We start from the raw sequence: 15,243 nt of genomic DNA, 5'->3' as shown, positions 1-15,243 counted from the left end.
TAAATGACGGTGGTGAACAGATGGTATCAAATTCTACAATTACTGGTTACCCACAAAGAAATGAGGATCGGCAGTTTGAAACAACAGCTGAATACAAGTACGCAAACGGTAAAAACCAGCATTGAATCTTTAAACGAAGAATTGATTGGAATTGCAGAAATCGTTCAACATAAGAATGATTTTCATATCGAAATTGAAAATTTTGAAAAATTTGATTTGATAATGAACGGCAGTTTGAGGCGGAAGAGCGATTTTAATTCTTGCAGTAAAAGAGTTTTCTTTATCGTCAAGAAGCTGATCGAGCAAAAAGATTTTTTGCTGATCGATGATCTGTCAGAAGCATTAGGGGTCAGCCGAAGTACTGTTGTCAAAGATCTACGAGTGATGAAAAAACTGATTTCCTCTTTTAATGTCGAAGTGATTGGAACGCCGAATCGTGGACTGCGTATGCGTGGAGAAGAACTGGATCTACGACTGTTACACCTTCATTATGTACAAGAATATTTTGCCGAACGTCCATTATCAGAATGCACACAAGATTTCGTAGAACACTTAGTTCAAAAATTTAATTTACCTAAAAATCAGGGCCTTCTTTTGAAAAAAACGATTTCTATTACAATGAAACGACTCCTTAAAGGAAATATACTGGTAGATTTGCCAAATGAATATATGGACCTTATGACGAGTCATCCTGCTTTTGTCGAATTGATCCATCATTTGGAATATGAATATAGCATCACATTAAGCCAAACAGAACAAGCTTTTCTCAGTTTTCCTCTTAATATAAGTGCTATTGCTGGCATGGATAAGTCTACTATTGATGAGCAAAAAATCGAACAGTTATTTCAACAAATGATAGAGACAATTCATCAAAATTTACTAGTAGAATTTGATGAAACCTTCTTAGTCCATGAAATAAAAGAGCACTTCATTTACATGCTCAATCGTTTGATTTTTCGAATAGAGCTTCAAGATCTGTTCTATGGTGAAATCGAATCCCAATATCCTCTAGCCTATGAACTGGCAAAAATTGGTCTACAGCAGATTGGGGAGCAGTTACAACGAGTGGTTCCGACTGTTGAAATCAGCTATATTGCCTTTTATTTTGAACTTGCATTGAGGAAACAAACCAGTAACAACGAACACAAAGAAATTGCAATCGTCTGTAATACCGGAAAAGGAACAGCCTTGATTATTCGCCGTCAATTGGAACGGGTTTTGGGTCCGCAAATCAGCATGGTCCATTTTTCTGAGGAGGAGTATCAGCAGGAAGACTTAGACCAATATTTTGCTGTTTTTACAACCATTCCGCTGAAAAATGTAAAGAAACATACCCCAATCATTCGATTGATCAATCTATTCAACGAAACTTGGTTGCAAGAAGAGTGGCGTAAAGCAGAAAAGTTGAGAGCCGCAAACGTTCATCACTTAAAATTAGATTTTGAGATTTTAAATGAAAAGAAACCCTACAAACAAAATCTTGATCATATGCTTGAATCTCTTGAGAGCAAAGGCTTAGTCGATCAAGAATTTAAGGAGCAACTGTTTATTAGAGAAAAGTTAAGGAGTACGATTTTTGAATATGGCATTGCTTTTCCTCATGCCATCAATAAAAAATCGGCTGAAATTATTTTATCAGTGGGTATCTTTAGGAAAGGAATCTCCACGATCAACGGACAAGTACAAGTCGTCTTGTTGTTAGCCATTCCACAAGATCTAACGATGGAAAAAGAAAAAGAATTGCTAAAACTGTATGATCAGCTTTTTGCTGTTATTGGCGATCCTGAATTTAGAAGTGAACTATGTCGTTTGGATGATTTAGTTGGGTTACAAAATTGGATGATACGAAAGGGGGTCATAACATGAATTTCATATATATATTCGGCGCATTTGCACTTGTTGCTTACGGACTGCAAGTAATACTTGGAATGAAACAAATCAAGCACTTTAATCAAATCTATCTAGAAATGCGCAGAAAAGGGAAGGTGGCTATCGGTCGTCGATCTGGAAAAATCAAAGCAGGAACGATCGTCATGTTTGCTGTCGATCAAAAAGGGATCATTATTGATGCGCGAAAGATGCAGGGCGTGACTGTTCTAGCAAAGTTTCGTCTATTGCCACAATATATCGGAACAGATATCCACTACATCGACAACTATCATCCTTTGGTACGAACAGAAAATAAATTGGTGCAACAAGCAATGGCAAATGCCAGAGAAATCTATTTGCGGGTAGAACTAGGCAATTATCAAGAAGAATCGCTACCTTCCCCACTTACGATGCTTGGCATTCAATTCAGTTTATGGAAAAAACAATACCTATCAAGAAAAAGGAGTGTTGAATAATGGAATATATCACAAAATTTGCGGAAGGCTTCATCGGTTTATTTGAAACGGGTGCGGAAACTTTTATATCTTGGATGACTGGTATCGTCCCTGTAGTGTTGATCCTAATGGTCGCAATGAATACACTGATTGCTTTCTTAGGTGAAGGACGAGTAACTAAAGTTGCCAAATTATCAACGAAGAATCCCGTCACAAGATATTTGATCTTACCTTTTTTATCTGCCTTTATGTTGGGGAATCCGATGTCTTTTACAATGGCTCGCTTTTTGCCTGAATATTACAAGCCAAGCTATTATGCTTCTCAAGCACAATTTTGTCATACGAGCAATGGCGTCTTTCCCCACATCAATCCGGGTGAATTATTTGTTTGGTTAGGAATCGCCCAAGGAATCACAACCTTAGGATTAAATTCAATGGAATTAGCTGTACGTTATATGTTTGTCGGAATTCTTATGAATTTTATTGGTGGTTGGGTGACAGATTTTACCACCGCATATGTTTGTAAACAACAAGGGGTTACCCTGAGTAAAACAGTAGAAACAGCGACAGAATAAGGAGGAAGTGAGAAAATGAGCTATCATAGTATTCGAATTGTAAGAGGAACTGGTGGGTTCGGAGGGCCATTAGTGATCACACCAACAGAAGAAAAACACAAATTCATTTATATTACTGGTGGGGGAGAAAAGCCAGCAATCGTCGATAAAATTGCTGAATTGACAGGCATGGAAGCAGTCAATGGCTTTAAAACTTCTATCCCAGATAATGAAATCGCTTTAGCAATCGTTGATTGCGGAGGAACGTTGCGTTGTGGGATCTATCCAAAAAAAGGAATACCTACGATCAATGTCGTACCAACAGGAAAAAGCGGACCATTAGCACAATACATTACAGAAGACATTTACGTCTCGGCAGTAGGGATCAATCAAATCACACTGACTACTGAAGAAGGCACAGTCGGTCAATCTGATAACATAGAAAATAAGCGTGTAGCAGCACGTGAATATAAGTACGATACAAGCAAAAAAATTACTGAACAAAAAGCTGAACAGCAGAATTTTATTGCAAAAATCGGCATGGGTGCAGGAAAAGTAGTGGCAACTTTTAATCAGTCCGCGCGCGAAGGTGTACAGACGATGATCAATACGGTCATTCCATTCATGGCATTTGTTTCTTTGTTGATCGGGATCATACAAGGATCTGGTATCGGTAATTTCTTTGCCAATATTATGGCACCTTTAGCAGGGAATATTTGGGGGTTGATGATCATCGGTTTTATTTGTTCCTTACCGTTTCTTTCTCCATTATTAGGACCTGGGGCAGTAATCAGCCAAGTCATCGGGACACTGATCGGGGTGGAGATCGGAAAAGGCAATATTCCACCACAGCTTGCTTTACCTGCGTTATTTGCCATCAATACTCAAAATGCTTGTGATTTCATCCCTGTCGGATTAGGCTTAGAAGAAGCAGAGGCTGAAACAGTAGAGGTTGGCGTACCTTCCGTTTTATATTCACGCTTTTTAAACGGTGTACCTAGGGTGTTAGTCGCATGGATAGCAAGCTTTGGAATGTATAGTTGAATCTAGGAGGAAAAAAATGTCAGTTTATTCAACAAAAGTCACTTCGATTGGCGCAGAAGCTACGCTCTTTAAAGAAGAGAAGCTCGTGATACTATTTGGAAAAGATGCACCCGATATGCTATCAGCCTATTGTTACCATATTGAACTTCAGCCAATCCACGGAGAGATCAAAGTAGGACAACAGCTCTTCGTCGATGAGACAAGCTATCGCATCACGTCTGTCGGAAGTTTGGTCAATGATAATCTAAAAGAGCTTGGACATATCACAATTAAATTTGATGGAGCGGTAACACCTGAACTTCCAGGTACTTTATACGTCGAAGGAAAAGAAATCGTTGAGATTGGTATCAAGACTAAAATCAGTATTCAGTAAAATACAGAGCAACATATCTGTTGAAAGGATGAAAAAAATGGAATTTATGTTAGATACGATCAATATTGAGAAAATTAGTTATTACCAATCGATCCTTCCGCTATCTGGAGTAACTTCAAATCCTTCAATCATCAAAAAAGAAGGAAAGATTGATTTGTTTGCTCACTTGAAAGAAATCAAGCAGCTCATTGGAAAAGCAAGTTTACATGTACAAGTAGTTAGAGAAACAACGAAGGAAATCTTAACTGATGCCCAAGTAATCATGGATCACCTTGGTAAGGATATCTTCATTAAAGTACCAGTGAACGAACCAGGACTGGCTGCCATCAAACAACTGAAAGCCAAAGGAGCATATGTCACTGCAACCGCTATCTACTCTGAAATGCAAGGATACTTAGCAATTGCCGCAGGTGCCGATTATGTGGCACCTTATTATAACCGTATGGAAAATCTGAATATCGATGCTGTTGCTATTATCAAAGCATTAGCAATGGAAATCGAACGAACGCAATCTCAGAGCAAGATCTTAGCTGCTAGTTTTAAAAATGTTGCACAAGTCAATCATGCTTGTCGCCAAGGGGCGCACAGTATTACTGCGTCACCAGATATTTTTGCACAAGTATTCGGTATGCCTTCCATTCATAAGGCAGTGACAGATTTTAGGAAAGATTGGGAAGAGACATTCGGTGTCAAAGATGTGAAAGCATTAGGAGCAACAGGGGCGATAAGTCCTACTAAATAAAAAAGAATAAAGAGTCATGGAATGGTTGATCGATCCGTTCTATGGCTCTTTTTTTAAATAACGTTATATTTATTATATTCATCCATAATCAAATAGTCACCGTGTAGTTAAACCAACAATGGAATGGGAACTTCATATGTCCATCTACATATAGTTGATATCGTTAAAAATTATTTTTTTATGACATTCAACAAATAAGCATATCTACTTTATGACTGGATGTTTACTAAAAAAATGAACGGTATATTTCATCCGTTGAAGCAAGAATGATTATATTCTTTAATATACCGATTTGAATAAGTGGAAGAGGAAATAGTTGCTTCATTGCGTCTTAGTGGTTAGACCTTTATAACTGACAACTAGTCTTTCTAAGTGATATAATTTATATAAATAGTAGATTAAAAATAACCGTATGTATATTTTATAGCTTAATGAAGGAGGCAGTTGATGAGGATCATAATTGTTGGAGGAAACCACGCGGGGATTGCCGCAGCACTTCGTATTCGTGAGGAATATCCAGACGATGAAGTAATCGTATTTGAAAAAAAAGATGAAATAACATTTGTCTCCCAAACAATCCCATTATTTTTGATGGGACATCAAGATATCCACTCCCAAGCAAATTATGCAACACCGCATGAAATTATTGCTCAAGGAGTGGATTTACGCATTCAAAAAGAAGTAACCAACATCGATGCGAAAAAGAAGACGTTGAATTTTAGAAATGTGTTAAGTCAACATGAGCACGAAATAACTTATGACCGATTGATCATGGCTGCGGGCTCGTATCCCAACCTTCCTCCAACTGGCGGAAAACTGAATGAGACACTTTTTCTTTTGAAAGAGCGTAAGGATGCTGAAGCAATTGAAAAATTTATATCAGAAGCCCATCATGCGGTAGTGATTGGCGCTGGACTGGTCGGTGTAGAGATTGCTCGTATCTTAGCTCAACGAAAAATGAAAGTCACTTTGATCCAATCAAATGCAAGAATCCTTGACAAATATTTGGATGAGAATGCCGCAATCGAAGTAGAGAAGCAACTAGAAGAAGAAGGTATCCAACTATTACTAGGTACTAGAGTGACAAGCTACCATACAATTGATAAAAAAATCTGGAGTCGACCTAAAATCGAAGTTGAAACTTCTTCTGATTTGACTATCCGTGCAGATGGCGTCTTTGTTTCTGTTGGCTTCCGACCAAATTCGTTCTTATTAGCTGGACAAGTCGAAACCGGTGACCGTGGAGCAATCGTCGTTGATAAGTACATGTATACAACAGATGATTCGATTTTAGCGATAGGGGATTGTTCTACGACTTATATGGACTTGACCAAAGAAAATATTTATAATCCTCATGCTTCCGATGCTTTTCGTCAAGGACTGATCGCTGCTGTCAATATCCACGAGAAAAAGCAAGAAGTAGCAATGACCACAGGGACTTATAAATTCAATATGGATGGATTTACCATTGCGAATACTGGGATTACATTGAATCAAGCAAGAAAATTCGGATATGATGCAGAAGAAGTACACTACCAGAATCGTTATCTAGAGCGTGGCGGACAGCTTGTGCATGAATCGATTGTCAAATACTCACCAATTGAAAAAGGCAGAAAGAATCATTATTCAAGTATTTATCTAGTTTATGAGAAGAAAACAAAAAAAATCTTAGGATTGCAGGTTCTAGGAACAGTTGATATTTCTCAATATGTCAATATCATCAGTTTAGCAATCCAAAAAAATGTGACCGTGCCAGAAATTGAATTTACGGATTTCTTTTATGAACATGGCTACAAGAATCCTCTAGGTTTTACAAAAATATTAGCCTCTTTAGTTAGGGAAAAAGAAAGAGAGAGTGGTCGTGATGGCAAAGAAGAAAGATCAAATGAAATTAAATAAACCAGATAAAGAGATGTCAAAAAAACAAAAGCGAATGATTGAAGCTGGCGCACTGTTGACAGTAGGTGCTGGTGCATTTATCGGTGGCGTCACGATTCCAAATCTTTCTGCCTCTGCAGACAGTTCCTCTTTGTCCGAAAAGCGACTTGTTGAAGATGAGACCATCCAAGATATTGAACATACTTCTGTGGATGAATTGAATCAATCCTTACAAAAAGGTCAAAGTAGCAGTGTGAAGACAAATACTGGCTTTGTAGCTAAGTTAATGGATCAACTACCAAGTAAAGAAAAACTTTCTTCTATGTATGAAGGAGAAGGGATCAAAGTCAGTGATAGTCATACGGCATATGATATCCAACAAATTCTAGGAATCAAAGATGCGGACGTTTATTACCAAACTTCCACTTTATCTACAAGTGATGCGCAAGTAATGAAAATGTCAAGCTATCGGCAATTGATCCAAGCAAATCCGAATGTGAAGGTAACTTCACAAGATAATTATAAAACGGTCTCTCCTCATTTATATGAATCCAAAGAAAAGGCTTATGAAGATTCTGCAAACTGGAAAGATTCAAAAGTAGTTGCAAGTACGAGAGAAAAATCCTTAAGTTTCTCATCTAAAACGAAACCTGAAAGCACCAACTTTACCGCGGATGATGGTGCAGTATTAGGAAATATGAAAATCGATACAGGCTTTTCTCTGAACGTGAAAGCAGAAAATGGTCAAGCAAAATTAACAGATGAAATCAAAAGCGATTTTGAAGATGCAATGGAGAAGAATTTTTCCATCACTTATGAAGGTAGTACCTATTATGCAGTTTATCATGATGAGTCTATTTCTACCGACCATGGTAAAAATCAAGCAGATGGTTATTTCACATTTTCTTCGTCGACACATGGATTGCCTTTAGAGATCAATGGTCATTACTTGGTCTCACCTGTTCAGTTCGGTAGTACAGTCGACAGCTTGAAAACGTCTTTATCCTTGCACGGTGTACGGAGTTTTGAGAACACAGATTCTTGGTTAAATACAGATGAATCCAATATCAATGTAAAAGTAAATTTCGTTGATCAATTAGCGGATGAAAATACAACTTACTATGAAATCCAAGCAAAAGATCAAGTGATCGAGTCATTGAAATATGAATATGTGACCGTTAGTTTAGACGAGCAAAAAGCCACTGATTCAACTACAGCATACGCAGATGAGATGTCGATGCCAACGTATAGTGGTTCTCAATCAGGTATTAGTCCTGGGGGAGCAGTTGATGGTAATCTCGCAGAAGACGCAGCTGGATTAGCAGGATGGAATCAGACAGCGACGTTTTCTGGTGGTGGATATGGCGGACACACGATTACAGCGAATTCGGCAGTAACTGTGAAAACAGGACAGGTTTCTCAGACAAACTTTTCTTCAGTTATAAGTACGGTCAATATAACAGTAGACGGTGTGTCTTATAATCAGTTTGTTGCTCAACCAATCATGGTCAATGGGGTTCAGTATGCTGGTTATTTAACTGGTGCAAACGGAAGCGGCAGTGATTTTACGATCGTTGTGAAAGATACGAACTTTAATATCTACCAAATCGGGGGAGAATTTGCTTATATTTCTTCCTCAATGACGGATATGGCTTCACCAGATGCAACAACACCGGATGCAACCAACCCACAAGTGACCCCAGGAACAACTACACCAGAAGTCGATCCAGGCACAGGTGGAGAAACCGATCCCGGAACGACAACACCGGAAGTAGACCCAGGCACAGGCGACGAAACCGATCCCGGAACGACAACACCGGAAGTCAATCCAGGAACAGGCGGCGAAACTGATCCAGGAACAGTCACACCAGAAGTAGACCCAGGCACAGGTGGCGAAACTGACCTCGGCACAGGCACACCAGAAGTAGATCTCGGAACAGGTGGCGGCAAAACTGATCCCTGAATGACAACGCCGGAAGTAGACCCCGGCACAGGCGGCGAAACTGATCCAGGAACAGTCACACCAGAAGTAGACCCAGGCACAGGTGGCGAAACTGATCCAGACACTGGAAAGCCGGAAATAGATCCAGGAACGGGCGGAGACGAGACTGATCCAGGAACAACTACGCCAGAGGTAGACCCCGGCACAGGCGGCGAAACTGATCCAGGCACCGGAACGCCGGAAGTAGATCCAGGAACGGGCGGAGGCGAGACTGGTCCCGGAACGACAACACCGGAAGTAGACCCCGGCACAGGCGGCGAAACTGATCCAGGAACAGTCACGCCAGAGGTAGCCCCCGGAACAGGTGGCGAAATTGATCCAGGAACAGGCACACCAGAAGTAGATCCAGGTACAGGAGGGGAAACTGACCCAGGGACAACAACGCCAGAAGTTGACCCAGGAACAGGCGGGGAAACCGATCCAGGAACAGGCACGCCAGAGGTAGACCCAAGTACAGGAGGGGAAACCGATCCAGGAACAGTCACACCAGAAGTAGACCCAAGTACAGGAGGGGAAACCGATCCAGGAATAGGCACGCCAGAGGTAGACCCAAGCACAGGCGGAGAAACTGACCCAGGAACAGGCACACCAGAAGTCGATCCAGGTACAGGAGACGGCGAAACCGACCTAGGCACGACAACACCAGAGGTAAATCCAAGAACCGGTGGTGGAGGAACTGATTTAAGTAGTACCACAACAACTGAGACTACCGATACAGATAATCAAATTGTAAGAACCCAAGTACTAAGTGATAACAGCTCTAACGATGGATTATCTAGTAATAACCAAACGAATGACCAAACGACTAACACACAAGGAACAAGTGACTCTGAAGATGTTTCAGGTAAGCAATTACCTAAGACTGGTTCAACTTCAGGGATTTTTGGAAAATTTGTTGGTGGAATACTTGTTGCTTTTGCGGGATTCTTTGGACTATTCAAACGTAAACGTCGTGAATTACAAAAGGATGAAGATCGTGTCGAACGTGTGATCAAAGAGGAAGATGAAGAACAAGAAAATAAAGAGGAAAATAAGGATAAAAAGTAGAAGATAAGATACAATAGAGTACTTTTACCTCGATAAGCAAGAAATCGAAGCATAAGTGCTTAGCCTCGAAAAAAAGGCACCATCCACGAAATTTGTTTTAGTGGATGGTGCCTTATTTCCAATGATGTTACTTTTGTTTCTGCTGTTTATTCGGTTTTAGGTGTGTGATAGGACTAATGTCCAGACACTTTATTTGGAAGTGGTCATTTTGATTCAACTCATTCCAACTAAAGAATGGATAAAATAAAACGATAGAAAACAACCCATGAAACCCCGAAAATAGTTTCCTATTTTTGGATTTCATGGGTTGTTTTCTAATAGCTATTAGTTACAATGCTTATTCTGCTAGATTTTTATTAGGTTGTTCATCTAGAATAGGCGAACTCTCATTCACTAAATCAATCGGCTTAATAGCTAAAAATTGAGTTTGAAATTGTAATAGTTTTTTCATGAAAAATGAAATGAGATAAATAGAGATGGCAGAGATAACCGCTTGTCTTATCCCAAGAATCACAAGGTTTAGAGCGATGATCACGGTATTTGTCAGTAAAACGCCTAGAGCATGTTCGATCCCAAAATATTTTTTGAAAATCAATGGGGGAACCGTAACCCCGCCGTTTGACGCGCCGATTTGATAAAGAATGAATATTCCAAGACTAAATAGAAAACTGCCAGCGACTAAGGCAATTGGGAAATGTTGGGTGATTACCAAAGCCGGTGTGTACGCTAAAATAATCGGAAATATCAAACTACCTATCAGAGTTTTAAAAAAAACTGCTCTTTCCAGAAAGATAAAAGCTAAACACAGCATCGCTAGATTGATTGCCCAAACAATCAATGTCCGGTCGATCAGCAAGACCATTTCTAGAAGAAAACCAATTGATCCTACGCCTGCTGAAGCAATTTGATGTGGAAGCAAAAACATATTTAGTCCCACAGTAATACTAATGATTCCAACAATAATCACAGGTAATTTCTTTATTTCTGCTTTCACACGCGTATTCCTTTCTTTTTTCACTATTTCTATAATTATAGCAAGTAGTCCAGTTAAGAAAGTAACAACTTTTTCAGACTAAACTGAAAAAAATACTCCGCGACTTTGTTGCTTATTTGTTGACTAGATAATTATTTTCTTGTAAAGAATGTGTACGATTTTTTTTCATTTTTCGATACTCTTTTGGTGAGATTTTTTCTTTTCGCTTAAAAATAGAACTAAAATAATTTGGATCATTGTATCCCACTTCTGAGGCTATGACAGATAGTTTTGAATTGGTTTCCCGCAAAAGTCGCCTAGCCATGCTCAATCGTTGTTCAGTAAGATAGTCAATAAATGTTTGTCCTATTCCTTGAGAAAAAATCGTACTGAAATGTGAGCTGCTCAAATGGACATGATTAGCCACTTCTTTAAGAGAAAGCTCTGGTTCAAAATAGTGGTTTTCAATATACGTGATGGATTGTTCGAGTACTTCTTTATATTGATTCATGTGATTCTCAAGTACCATTTCTTTTAAAAAGTAAATCATTTGTTCAAGGTATTGGATGAAGAGAGGCCTCTCTGACAGAATGTTCGGAATTTCCTCTGTAGTGGTAAAAGAAACGACTTGATTGGTTTGGTTTTGACGTATCGTTACTAATTCATTCAACTCATTGATGATCAGATGCCTAACGAGAAGTGGATCGGCATGTTGATTGGTCTGTTTGACCAACTTCTCAACAAACGAAGAAATTTCGCTTTTTCTTAGTAAACGAATGGATTCTTTTAGATCAAAAGATTGTCCGTAATTGCCAAGCTTTTTTTCATAATCTAAATAAGAAAGAATTTTTATTTTAGGATCGATCTTCAAGTAACTGAGCAAATGAACAGCAGTCTGATAACTATGTGGAATTTCGCTGATTCGTTTCACAGGATATCCGATTGCAATAACTAAATCATCTGTTGTATGCCCTAATGTTTTGTGAGAAAGCAATGCAACCTGATTTGCTTTTTTTTGTAATAGATCTTCATTTGGATCAAAAATCAATAGTTTGATAAATCGTGAAGAAAGGGAAGAAAAAAGTATTTGTTTATCGTGATCGAATAGCTCAGCCATCTTTTCATGAAAAATATCATAATCTGAAAAAAATTTATTTGTATGATTTGCGATCAAAAGAACCATATATTTATTTCCGGCGATTTCACGTTCAAGTTTTCGACCTTCTTCAATTGCTTCTGAAAGTAGTAACTGATTATTGAACAGGGCATTCAAGTAGAAGTTTTTTTGTACTTCTAAGGAATAGCCATTTGTTTCTTTAGACTGTTTCAATAAGGAGTCAGCTTCTAGTTTTTGAATGATTTGTTCTAGGCTTTTTTGTAGTTCATTAGGTTTGATCGGTTTTAACAGATACTCGGCTACTTGAAGTTGAATCGCAGCTTTTGCATACGTAAATTCATCATATCCACTAATAAAAATGATTTGGATATCAGGCAAAAGTTTTTTTACTTCATTGGCTAATTCAATCCCATTCATAAAAGGCATACGAATATCTGTCAATAAGATATCTGGTTTCTGCTCGGCAATCATTGATAAAGCAAGTTCGCCATCGCTGGCATCTTCAATAGAGCCCAAAGGTAAAAAGGTTGAAAATTCAGTGATCATCCTCTTCAATGATTCGCGAATCAAATGTTCATCTTCTGCAATAAAAATTTTATACATTTGCTTCATTCCTATCTATATTTTTTGTAGGGACAACGACATGGATGACCGTTCCATGATCGATCCGACTAGTAATCTTGATACTTGCATCGGTTCCATAGTATAAAAGCAAGCGTTTGTTGACATTAAAGAGTCCATATCCTTTATGGAAATTAGTATCTAGGCCATCTGCGAGTTCTTGGTTGATCTCCTCTAACTTGGTTTCAGTAATCCCTTTTCCGTTATCAATGATCCAAAAATGGATAAATTCTTCTTGGTCTATATACGCTTTTACGATGATTTTTCCTGACCGACGTACCAATTTGGTTCCATGATAGACCGCATTTTCAATCAATGGTTGAAGAATCATTTTCAATATTGGATGATTATTGACTTTTGGATCAATGGTTAATTGATAAGATAATTGGTCTCCATAGCGGATTTGCAAAATCTTCAGGTAATTGTCGCAATGTCGAATTTCCTGTTCGACTGGTATCCAGTCTTTTCCTTGGCTTAATGAAATGCGGAAAAAGTCAGATAAGGAATATGTCATTTCTTTGACTTTTTCAATTTGACCCATTTCTGCCAAGACCAAAATGGCATCTAAACTATTATAAATAAAATGGGGAATGATCTGAGCTTGTAGTGTCCTGACTTCACTTTGCGCAAGATTATATTGTTTCAACGCATTTTCCTCTAACAAAATCACTAAGTTATCAGCCATATCATTCATGCTATTACTTAATTTTTTTAACTCATTATTTTGTGGAGTTTTGATCCGATGATTTAAATGTCCTTCTGCTAAAGCATCAGCCATTTTGATCATTTCATCCATAGGCTGTTGAATTTGGTACATCATTTTCGTGTTGAACTTTCTTGTCATTAGGAAAATCAGCGCGATGATAACAGCCTCGATGGTGGAGAGAATCACCAAGGAACTGCGAACTTCTTCACTTTTTACGGAAGCTGTATCGATTTCGATTTTGACAAAATCTTGTAAGATGTCATGGGCAAGTTTGACCGCAGATTCAACATGTAACATCAATGCTTGATTCTCTGCGAATGTTTCTTTTTGATGGATATTTGCAATGATTTTGTCTAAATAGTCAGAAACATTATCAAGGGAGCGCAAAACGATATTGAGTGTTGCTAATTCTTGTGAGTTTTGAGTGCTGACCTTGATTGCACTGATTTCTTCTTTGATGCGATTGATCTGGTTGCTCTTTTGGAATTCTTCAGGTGTGATCTGTCCATAAGTTAATCCAAGAGCTTCTTCGATGATCGTTTCTTCTACATTACTGGCGATTTGATTAGCAATCGAGATATTATGGATACTTTTTTCATAGGAAAAAAGATAATGTGTATAAAGTGCAATGCTAATGATCAAAGGCGTGATTGCTAAAGATAACATGAGCCAACTTGTATGTCGAAGTAGTACTTTAATGCTTTCGTTCTTTTTCATTTTTCCTCCTAATATCCCCGCGGTGGGATCGTTGAAAAATCATTTTGATCTGAGAACACCGTATCAGAAACGTAGATGTCTTGTGGAATCGCTTTCTTTCCGAAGTAGCGTTTGACTGTATTGGCTACTAGTTCACCCATAAAAGGATTGCATTCTACCACACAGTTGACCTTTCCTTTTTTTAATTGATCAATCATCTCTTTTTGTGCATCAATGCTGACAATCACAAAATTCTTTTCGAGCTTTTTTTCCTTGATCGCATCTAAGGCACCTAGTGTCATTTCATCATTGTGAGAATAAATGACATCGATTCCCTCAAGTTTTCCCTCATCAATGGCTTTTGAAAATTGTTCTTTGGCTTTTAAGCGAATATAGTCTCCGGTGATCACTTGCCTGACATGGATTCTTGGGTCGCGACCGATAGTTTCTAAAAAACCGTCTGATCGCAAGCGAGTGGGAGATGTGTTTTCTGAACCACGTATCTCAAATACTTGGATCGATTCTTGTGTTTTTTGCTGGTAATGATTGGTGACGTAGAGGCCAGCTCGACTACCTTGTGCTTTGAAACTTGAACCAATATGGGTCAAATAGAGATCTTGTTTTTCCGTTGTGATGTTACGATCAACGATGATGACTGGGATATTCGCTTCTTTGGCTTCTTCCAAAACAGAATCCCAGCCAGTTTCTTCGATAGGAGATAACACGATCATATCGACTTGATAGGCAATAAATGTCATCACATCTTGTATCTGTTGTTTTGGATCAGAGTAACTATTTCGGTGAAGGACTTGGAAATTTTGTTTTTCCAGTGCTTCTTTGATGGACTGATTTTGAACTTTGCGCCAATTACTTTCAGTCCCAGCTTGAGAAAAACCAATAGTCAACTCATTTTTTGTAGGCTCAGTAGAGTTGAAAGCACACCCAGTCAACAACAGGCAAAAAGCTGCCAGAATAAAAAAACTTTTGTTCTTCATAATGAATCTCCCCTTTTATCTATATCATATAGCGTTTTCAAATTTCATATTAGCATGTTTGTCAATTTCGTAAGAAAATCAAGAATCGTCAAAAGAAAATGAAGAAAAATCAAAAGTTTACATAAATTTGCGAGGGAATTTATAGAAACACAGAAAAATAATCAATGAAAG

The 15,243-nt window shown here is 38.4% G+C and carries 13 protein-coding genes; 9 read left to right on the top strand and 4 right to left on the bottom strand.

Annotated elements, in window-relative coordinates:
• The first annotated feature begins 3 nt into the window (after positions 1-3).
• The 9 genes from IGJ49_RS09555 (at position 4) to IGJ49_RS09515 (ending at position 9,964) form a co-directional block, all read left to right on the top strand.
• Entirely contained in the window at positions 4-1,866 is a 1,863-nt protein-coding gene (locus tag IGJ49_RS09555) for a BglG family transcription antiterminator (RefSeq protein WP_062804958.1), read from the top strand.
• Positions 1,863-2,345 (top strand): transcriptional regulator GutM, encoded by a 483-nt coding sequence (locus tag IGJ49_RS09550; protein WP_062804959.1) that lies wholly within the window; start codon positions 1,863-1,865, stop codon positions 2,343-2,345. The genes IGJ49_RS09555 and IGJ49_RS09550 overlap by 4 nt, the downstream gene beginning before the upstream one ends.
• A complete protein-coding gene (srlA, locus tag IGJ49_RS09545; protein ID WP_349519863.1) occupies positions 2,345-2,899 on the top strand; it encodes a PTS glucitol/sorbitol transporter subunit IIC in 555 nt (184 codons plus the stop codon). The genes IGJ49_RS09550 and srlA overlap by 1 nt, the downstream gene beginning before the upstream one ends.
• Positions 2,900-2,914: 15 nt before the next feature.
• The gene (srlE, locus tag IGJ49_RS09540) at positions 2,915-3,922 is read left to right on the top strand and encodes a PTS glucitol/sorbitol transporter subunit IIB (protein ID WP_010735020.1); all 1,008 of its coding nucleotides are present in this window, start codon (positions 2,915-2,917) and stop codon (positions 3,920-3,922) included.
• A gap of 16 nt (positions 3,923-3,938) precedes the next feature.
• Positions 3,939-4,295, top strand: coding sequence for a PTS glucitol/sorbitol transporter subunit IIA (locus IGJ49_RS09535; protein WP_349519861.1), 357 nt, complete (start codon positions 3,939-3,941; stop codon positions 4,293-4,295).
• 37 nt (positions 4,296-4,332) lie between these two features.
• Positions 4,333-5,037 (top strand): fructose-6-phosphate aldolase, encoded by a 705-nt coding sequence (locus IGJ49_RS09530; protein WP_438723257.1) that lies wholly within the window; start codon positions 4,333-4,335, stop codon positions 5,035-5,037.
• Between the two features lie 447 nt (positions 5,038-5,484).
• Positions 5,485-6,936 carry an FAD-dependent oxidoreductase gene (locus IGJ49_RS09525; RefSeq protein ID WP_023519961.1) on the top strand — a complete coding sequence of 484 codons (1,452 nt, stop codon included), beginning with the start codon at positions 5,485-5,487 and terminating at the stop codon, positions 6,934-6,936.
• Positions 6,902-8,878, top strand: coding sequence for a hypothetical protein (locus IGJ49_RS09520; RefSeq protein WP_438723255.1), 1,977 nt, complete (start codon positions 6,902-6,904; stop codon positions 8,876-8,878). The genes IGJ49_RS09525 and IGJ49_RS09520 overlap by 35 nt, the downstream gene beginning before the upstream one ends.
• Positions 8,879-9,964 (top strand): LPXTG cell wall anchor domain-containing protein, encoded by a 1,086-nt coding sequence (locus IGJ49_RS09515; RefSeq protein WP_438723253.1) that lies wholly within the window; start codon positions 8,879-8,881, stop codon positions 9,962-9,964.
• A gap of 337 nt (positions 9,965-10,301) precedes the next feature.
• On the opposite strand, the gene IGJ49_RS09510 is transcribed toward IGJ49_RS09515, so the two are convergent.
• The 4 genes from IGJ49_RS09510 to IGJ49_RS09495 form a co-directional block, all read right to left on the bottom strand.
• Positions 10,302-10,958 carry a YitT family protein gene (locus IGJ49_RS09510; protein ID WP_010735027.1) on the bottom strand — a complete coding sequence of 219 codons (657 nt, stop codon included), beginning with the start codon at positions 10,956-10,958 and terminating at the stop codon, positions 10,302-10,304.
• 112 nt (positions 10,959-11,070) lie between these two features.
• Positions 11,071-12,657 carry a response regulator gene (locus IGJ49_RS09505; protein WP_023519959.1) on the bottom strand — a complete coding sequence of 529 codons (1,587 nt, stop codon included), beginning with the start codon at positions 12,655-12,657 and terminating at the stop codon, positions 11,071-11,073.
• Complete coding sequence (locus IGJ49_RS09500) at positions 12,650-14,098, bottom strand: sensor histidine kinase (protein WP_438723251.1); 1,449 nt, start codon at positions 14,096-14,098, stop codon at positions 12,650-12,652. Before IGJ49_RS09500 ends, IGJ49_RS09505 begins: the two co-directional genes overlap by 8 nt.
• An 8-nt stretch (positions 14,099-14,106) precedes the next feature.
• Positions 14,107-15,072 carry an ABC transporter substrate-binding protein gene (locus tag IGJ49_RS09495; RefSeq protein ID WP_438723249.1) on the bottom strand — a complete coding sequence of 322 codons (966 nt, stop codon included), beginning with the start codon at positions 15,070-15,072 and terminating at the stop codon, positions 14,107-14,109.
• Positions 15,073-15,243 lie beyond the last annotated feature (171 nt).

It is taken from the genome of Enterococcus sp. AZ171 (assembly GCF_051714005.1).
Lineage (GTDB): Bacteria > Bacillota > Bacilli > Lactobacillales > Enterococcaceae > Enterococcus_B > Enterococcus_B pernyi.
The sequence above is the reverse complement of the archived record's forward strand: the minus strand, read 5'-3'. Positions and strand labels throughout refer to the sequence as shown.

Bases quoted from the DNA above. Each gene is read 5' to 3' on its own strand.
- IGJ49_RS09530 (WP_438723257.1), top strand. From the start codon at position 4,333: ATGGAATTTATGTTAGATACGATCAATATTGAGAAAATTAGTTATTAC.
- IGJ49_RS09495 (WP_438723249.1), bottom strand. From the start codon at position 15,072: ATGAAGAACAAAAGTTTTTTTATTCTGGCAGCTTTTTGCCTGTTGTTG.
- IGJ49_RS09515 (WP_438723253.1), top strand. From the start codon at position 8,879: ATGACAACGCCGGAAGTAGACCCCGGCACAGGCGGCGAAACTGATCCA.
- IGJ49_RS09505 (WP_023519959.1), bottom strand. From the start codon at position 12,657: ATGTATAAAATTTTTATTGCAGAAGATGAACATTTGATTCGCGAATCA.
- IGJ49_RS09535 (WP_349519861.1), top strand. From the start codon at position 3,939: ATGTCAGTTTATTCAACAAAAGTCACTTCGATTGGCGCAGAAGCTACG.
- IGJ49_RS09555 (WP_062804958.1), top strand. From the start codon at position 4: ATGACGGTGGTGAACAGATGGTATCAAATTCTACAATTACTGGTTACC.
- IGJ49_RS09500 (WP_438723251.1), bottom strand. From the start codon at position 14,098: ATGAAAAAGAACGAAAGCATTAAAGTACTACTTCGACATACAAGTTGG.
- IGJ49_RS09520 (WP_438723255.1), top strand. From the start codon at position 6,902: ATGGCAAAGAAGAAAGATCAAATGAAATTAAATAAACCAGATAAAGAG.
- srlA (WP_349519863.1), top strand. From the start codon at position 2,345: ATGGAATATATCACAAAATTTGCGGAAGGCTTCATCGGTTTATTTGAA.
- srlE (WP_010735020.1), top strand. From the start codon at position 2,915: ATGAGCTATCATAGTATTCGAATTGTAAGAGGAACTGGTGGGTTCGGA.
- IGJ49_RS09525 (WP_023519961.1), top strand. From the start codon at position 5,485: ATGAGGATCATAATTGTTGGAGGAAACCACGCGGGGATTGCCGCAGCA.
- IGJ49_RS09550 (WP_062804959.1), top strand. From the start codon at position 1,863: ATGAATTTCATATATATATTCGGCGCATTTGCACTTGTTGCTTACGGA.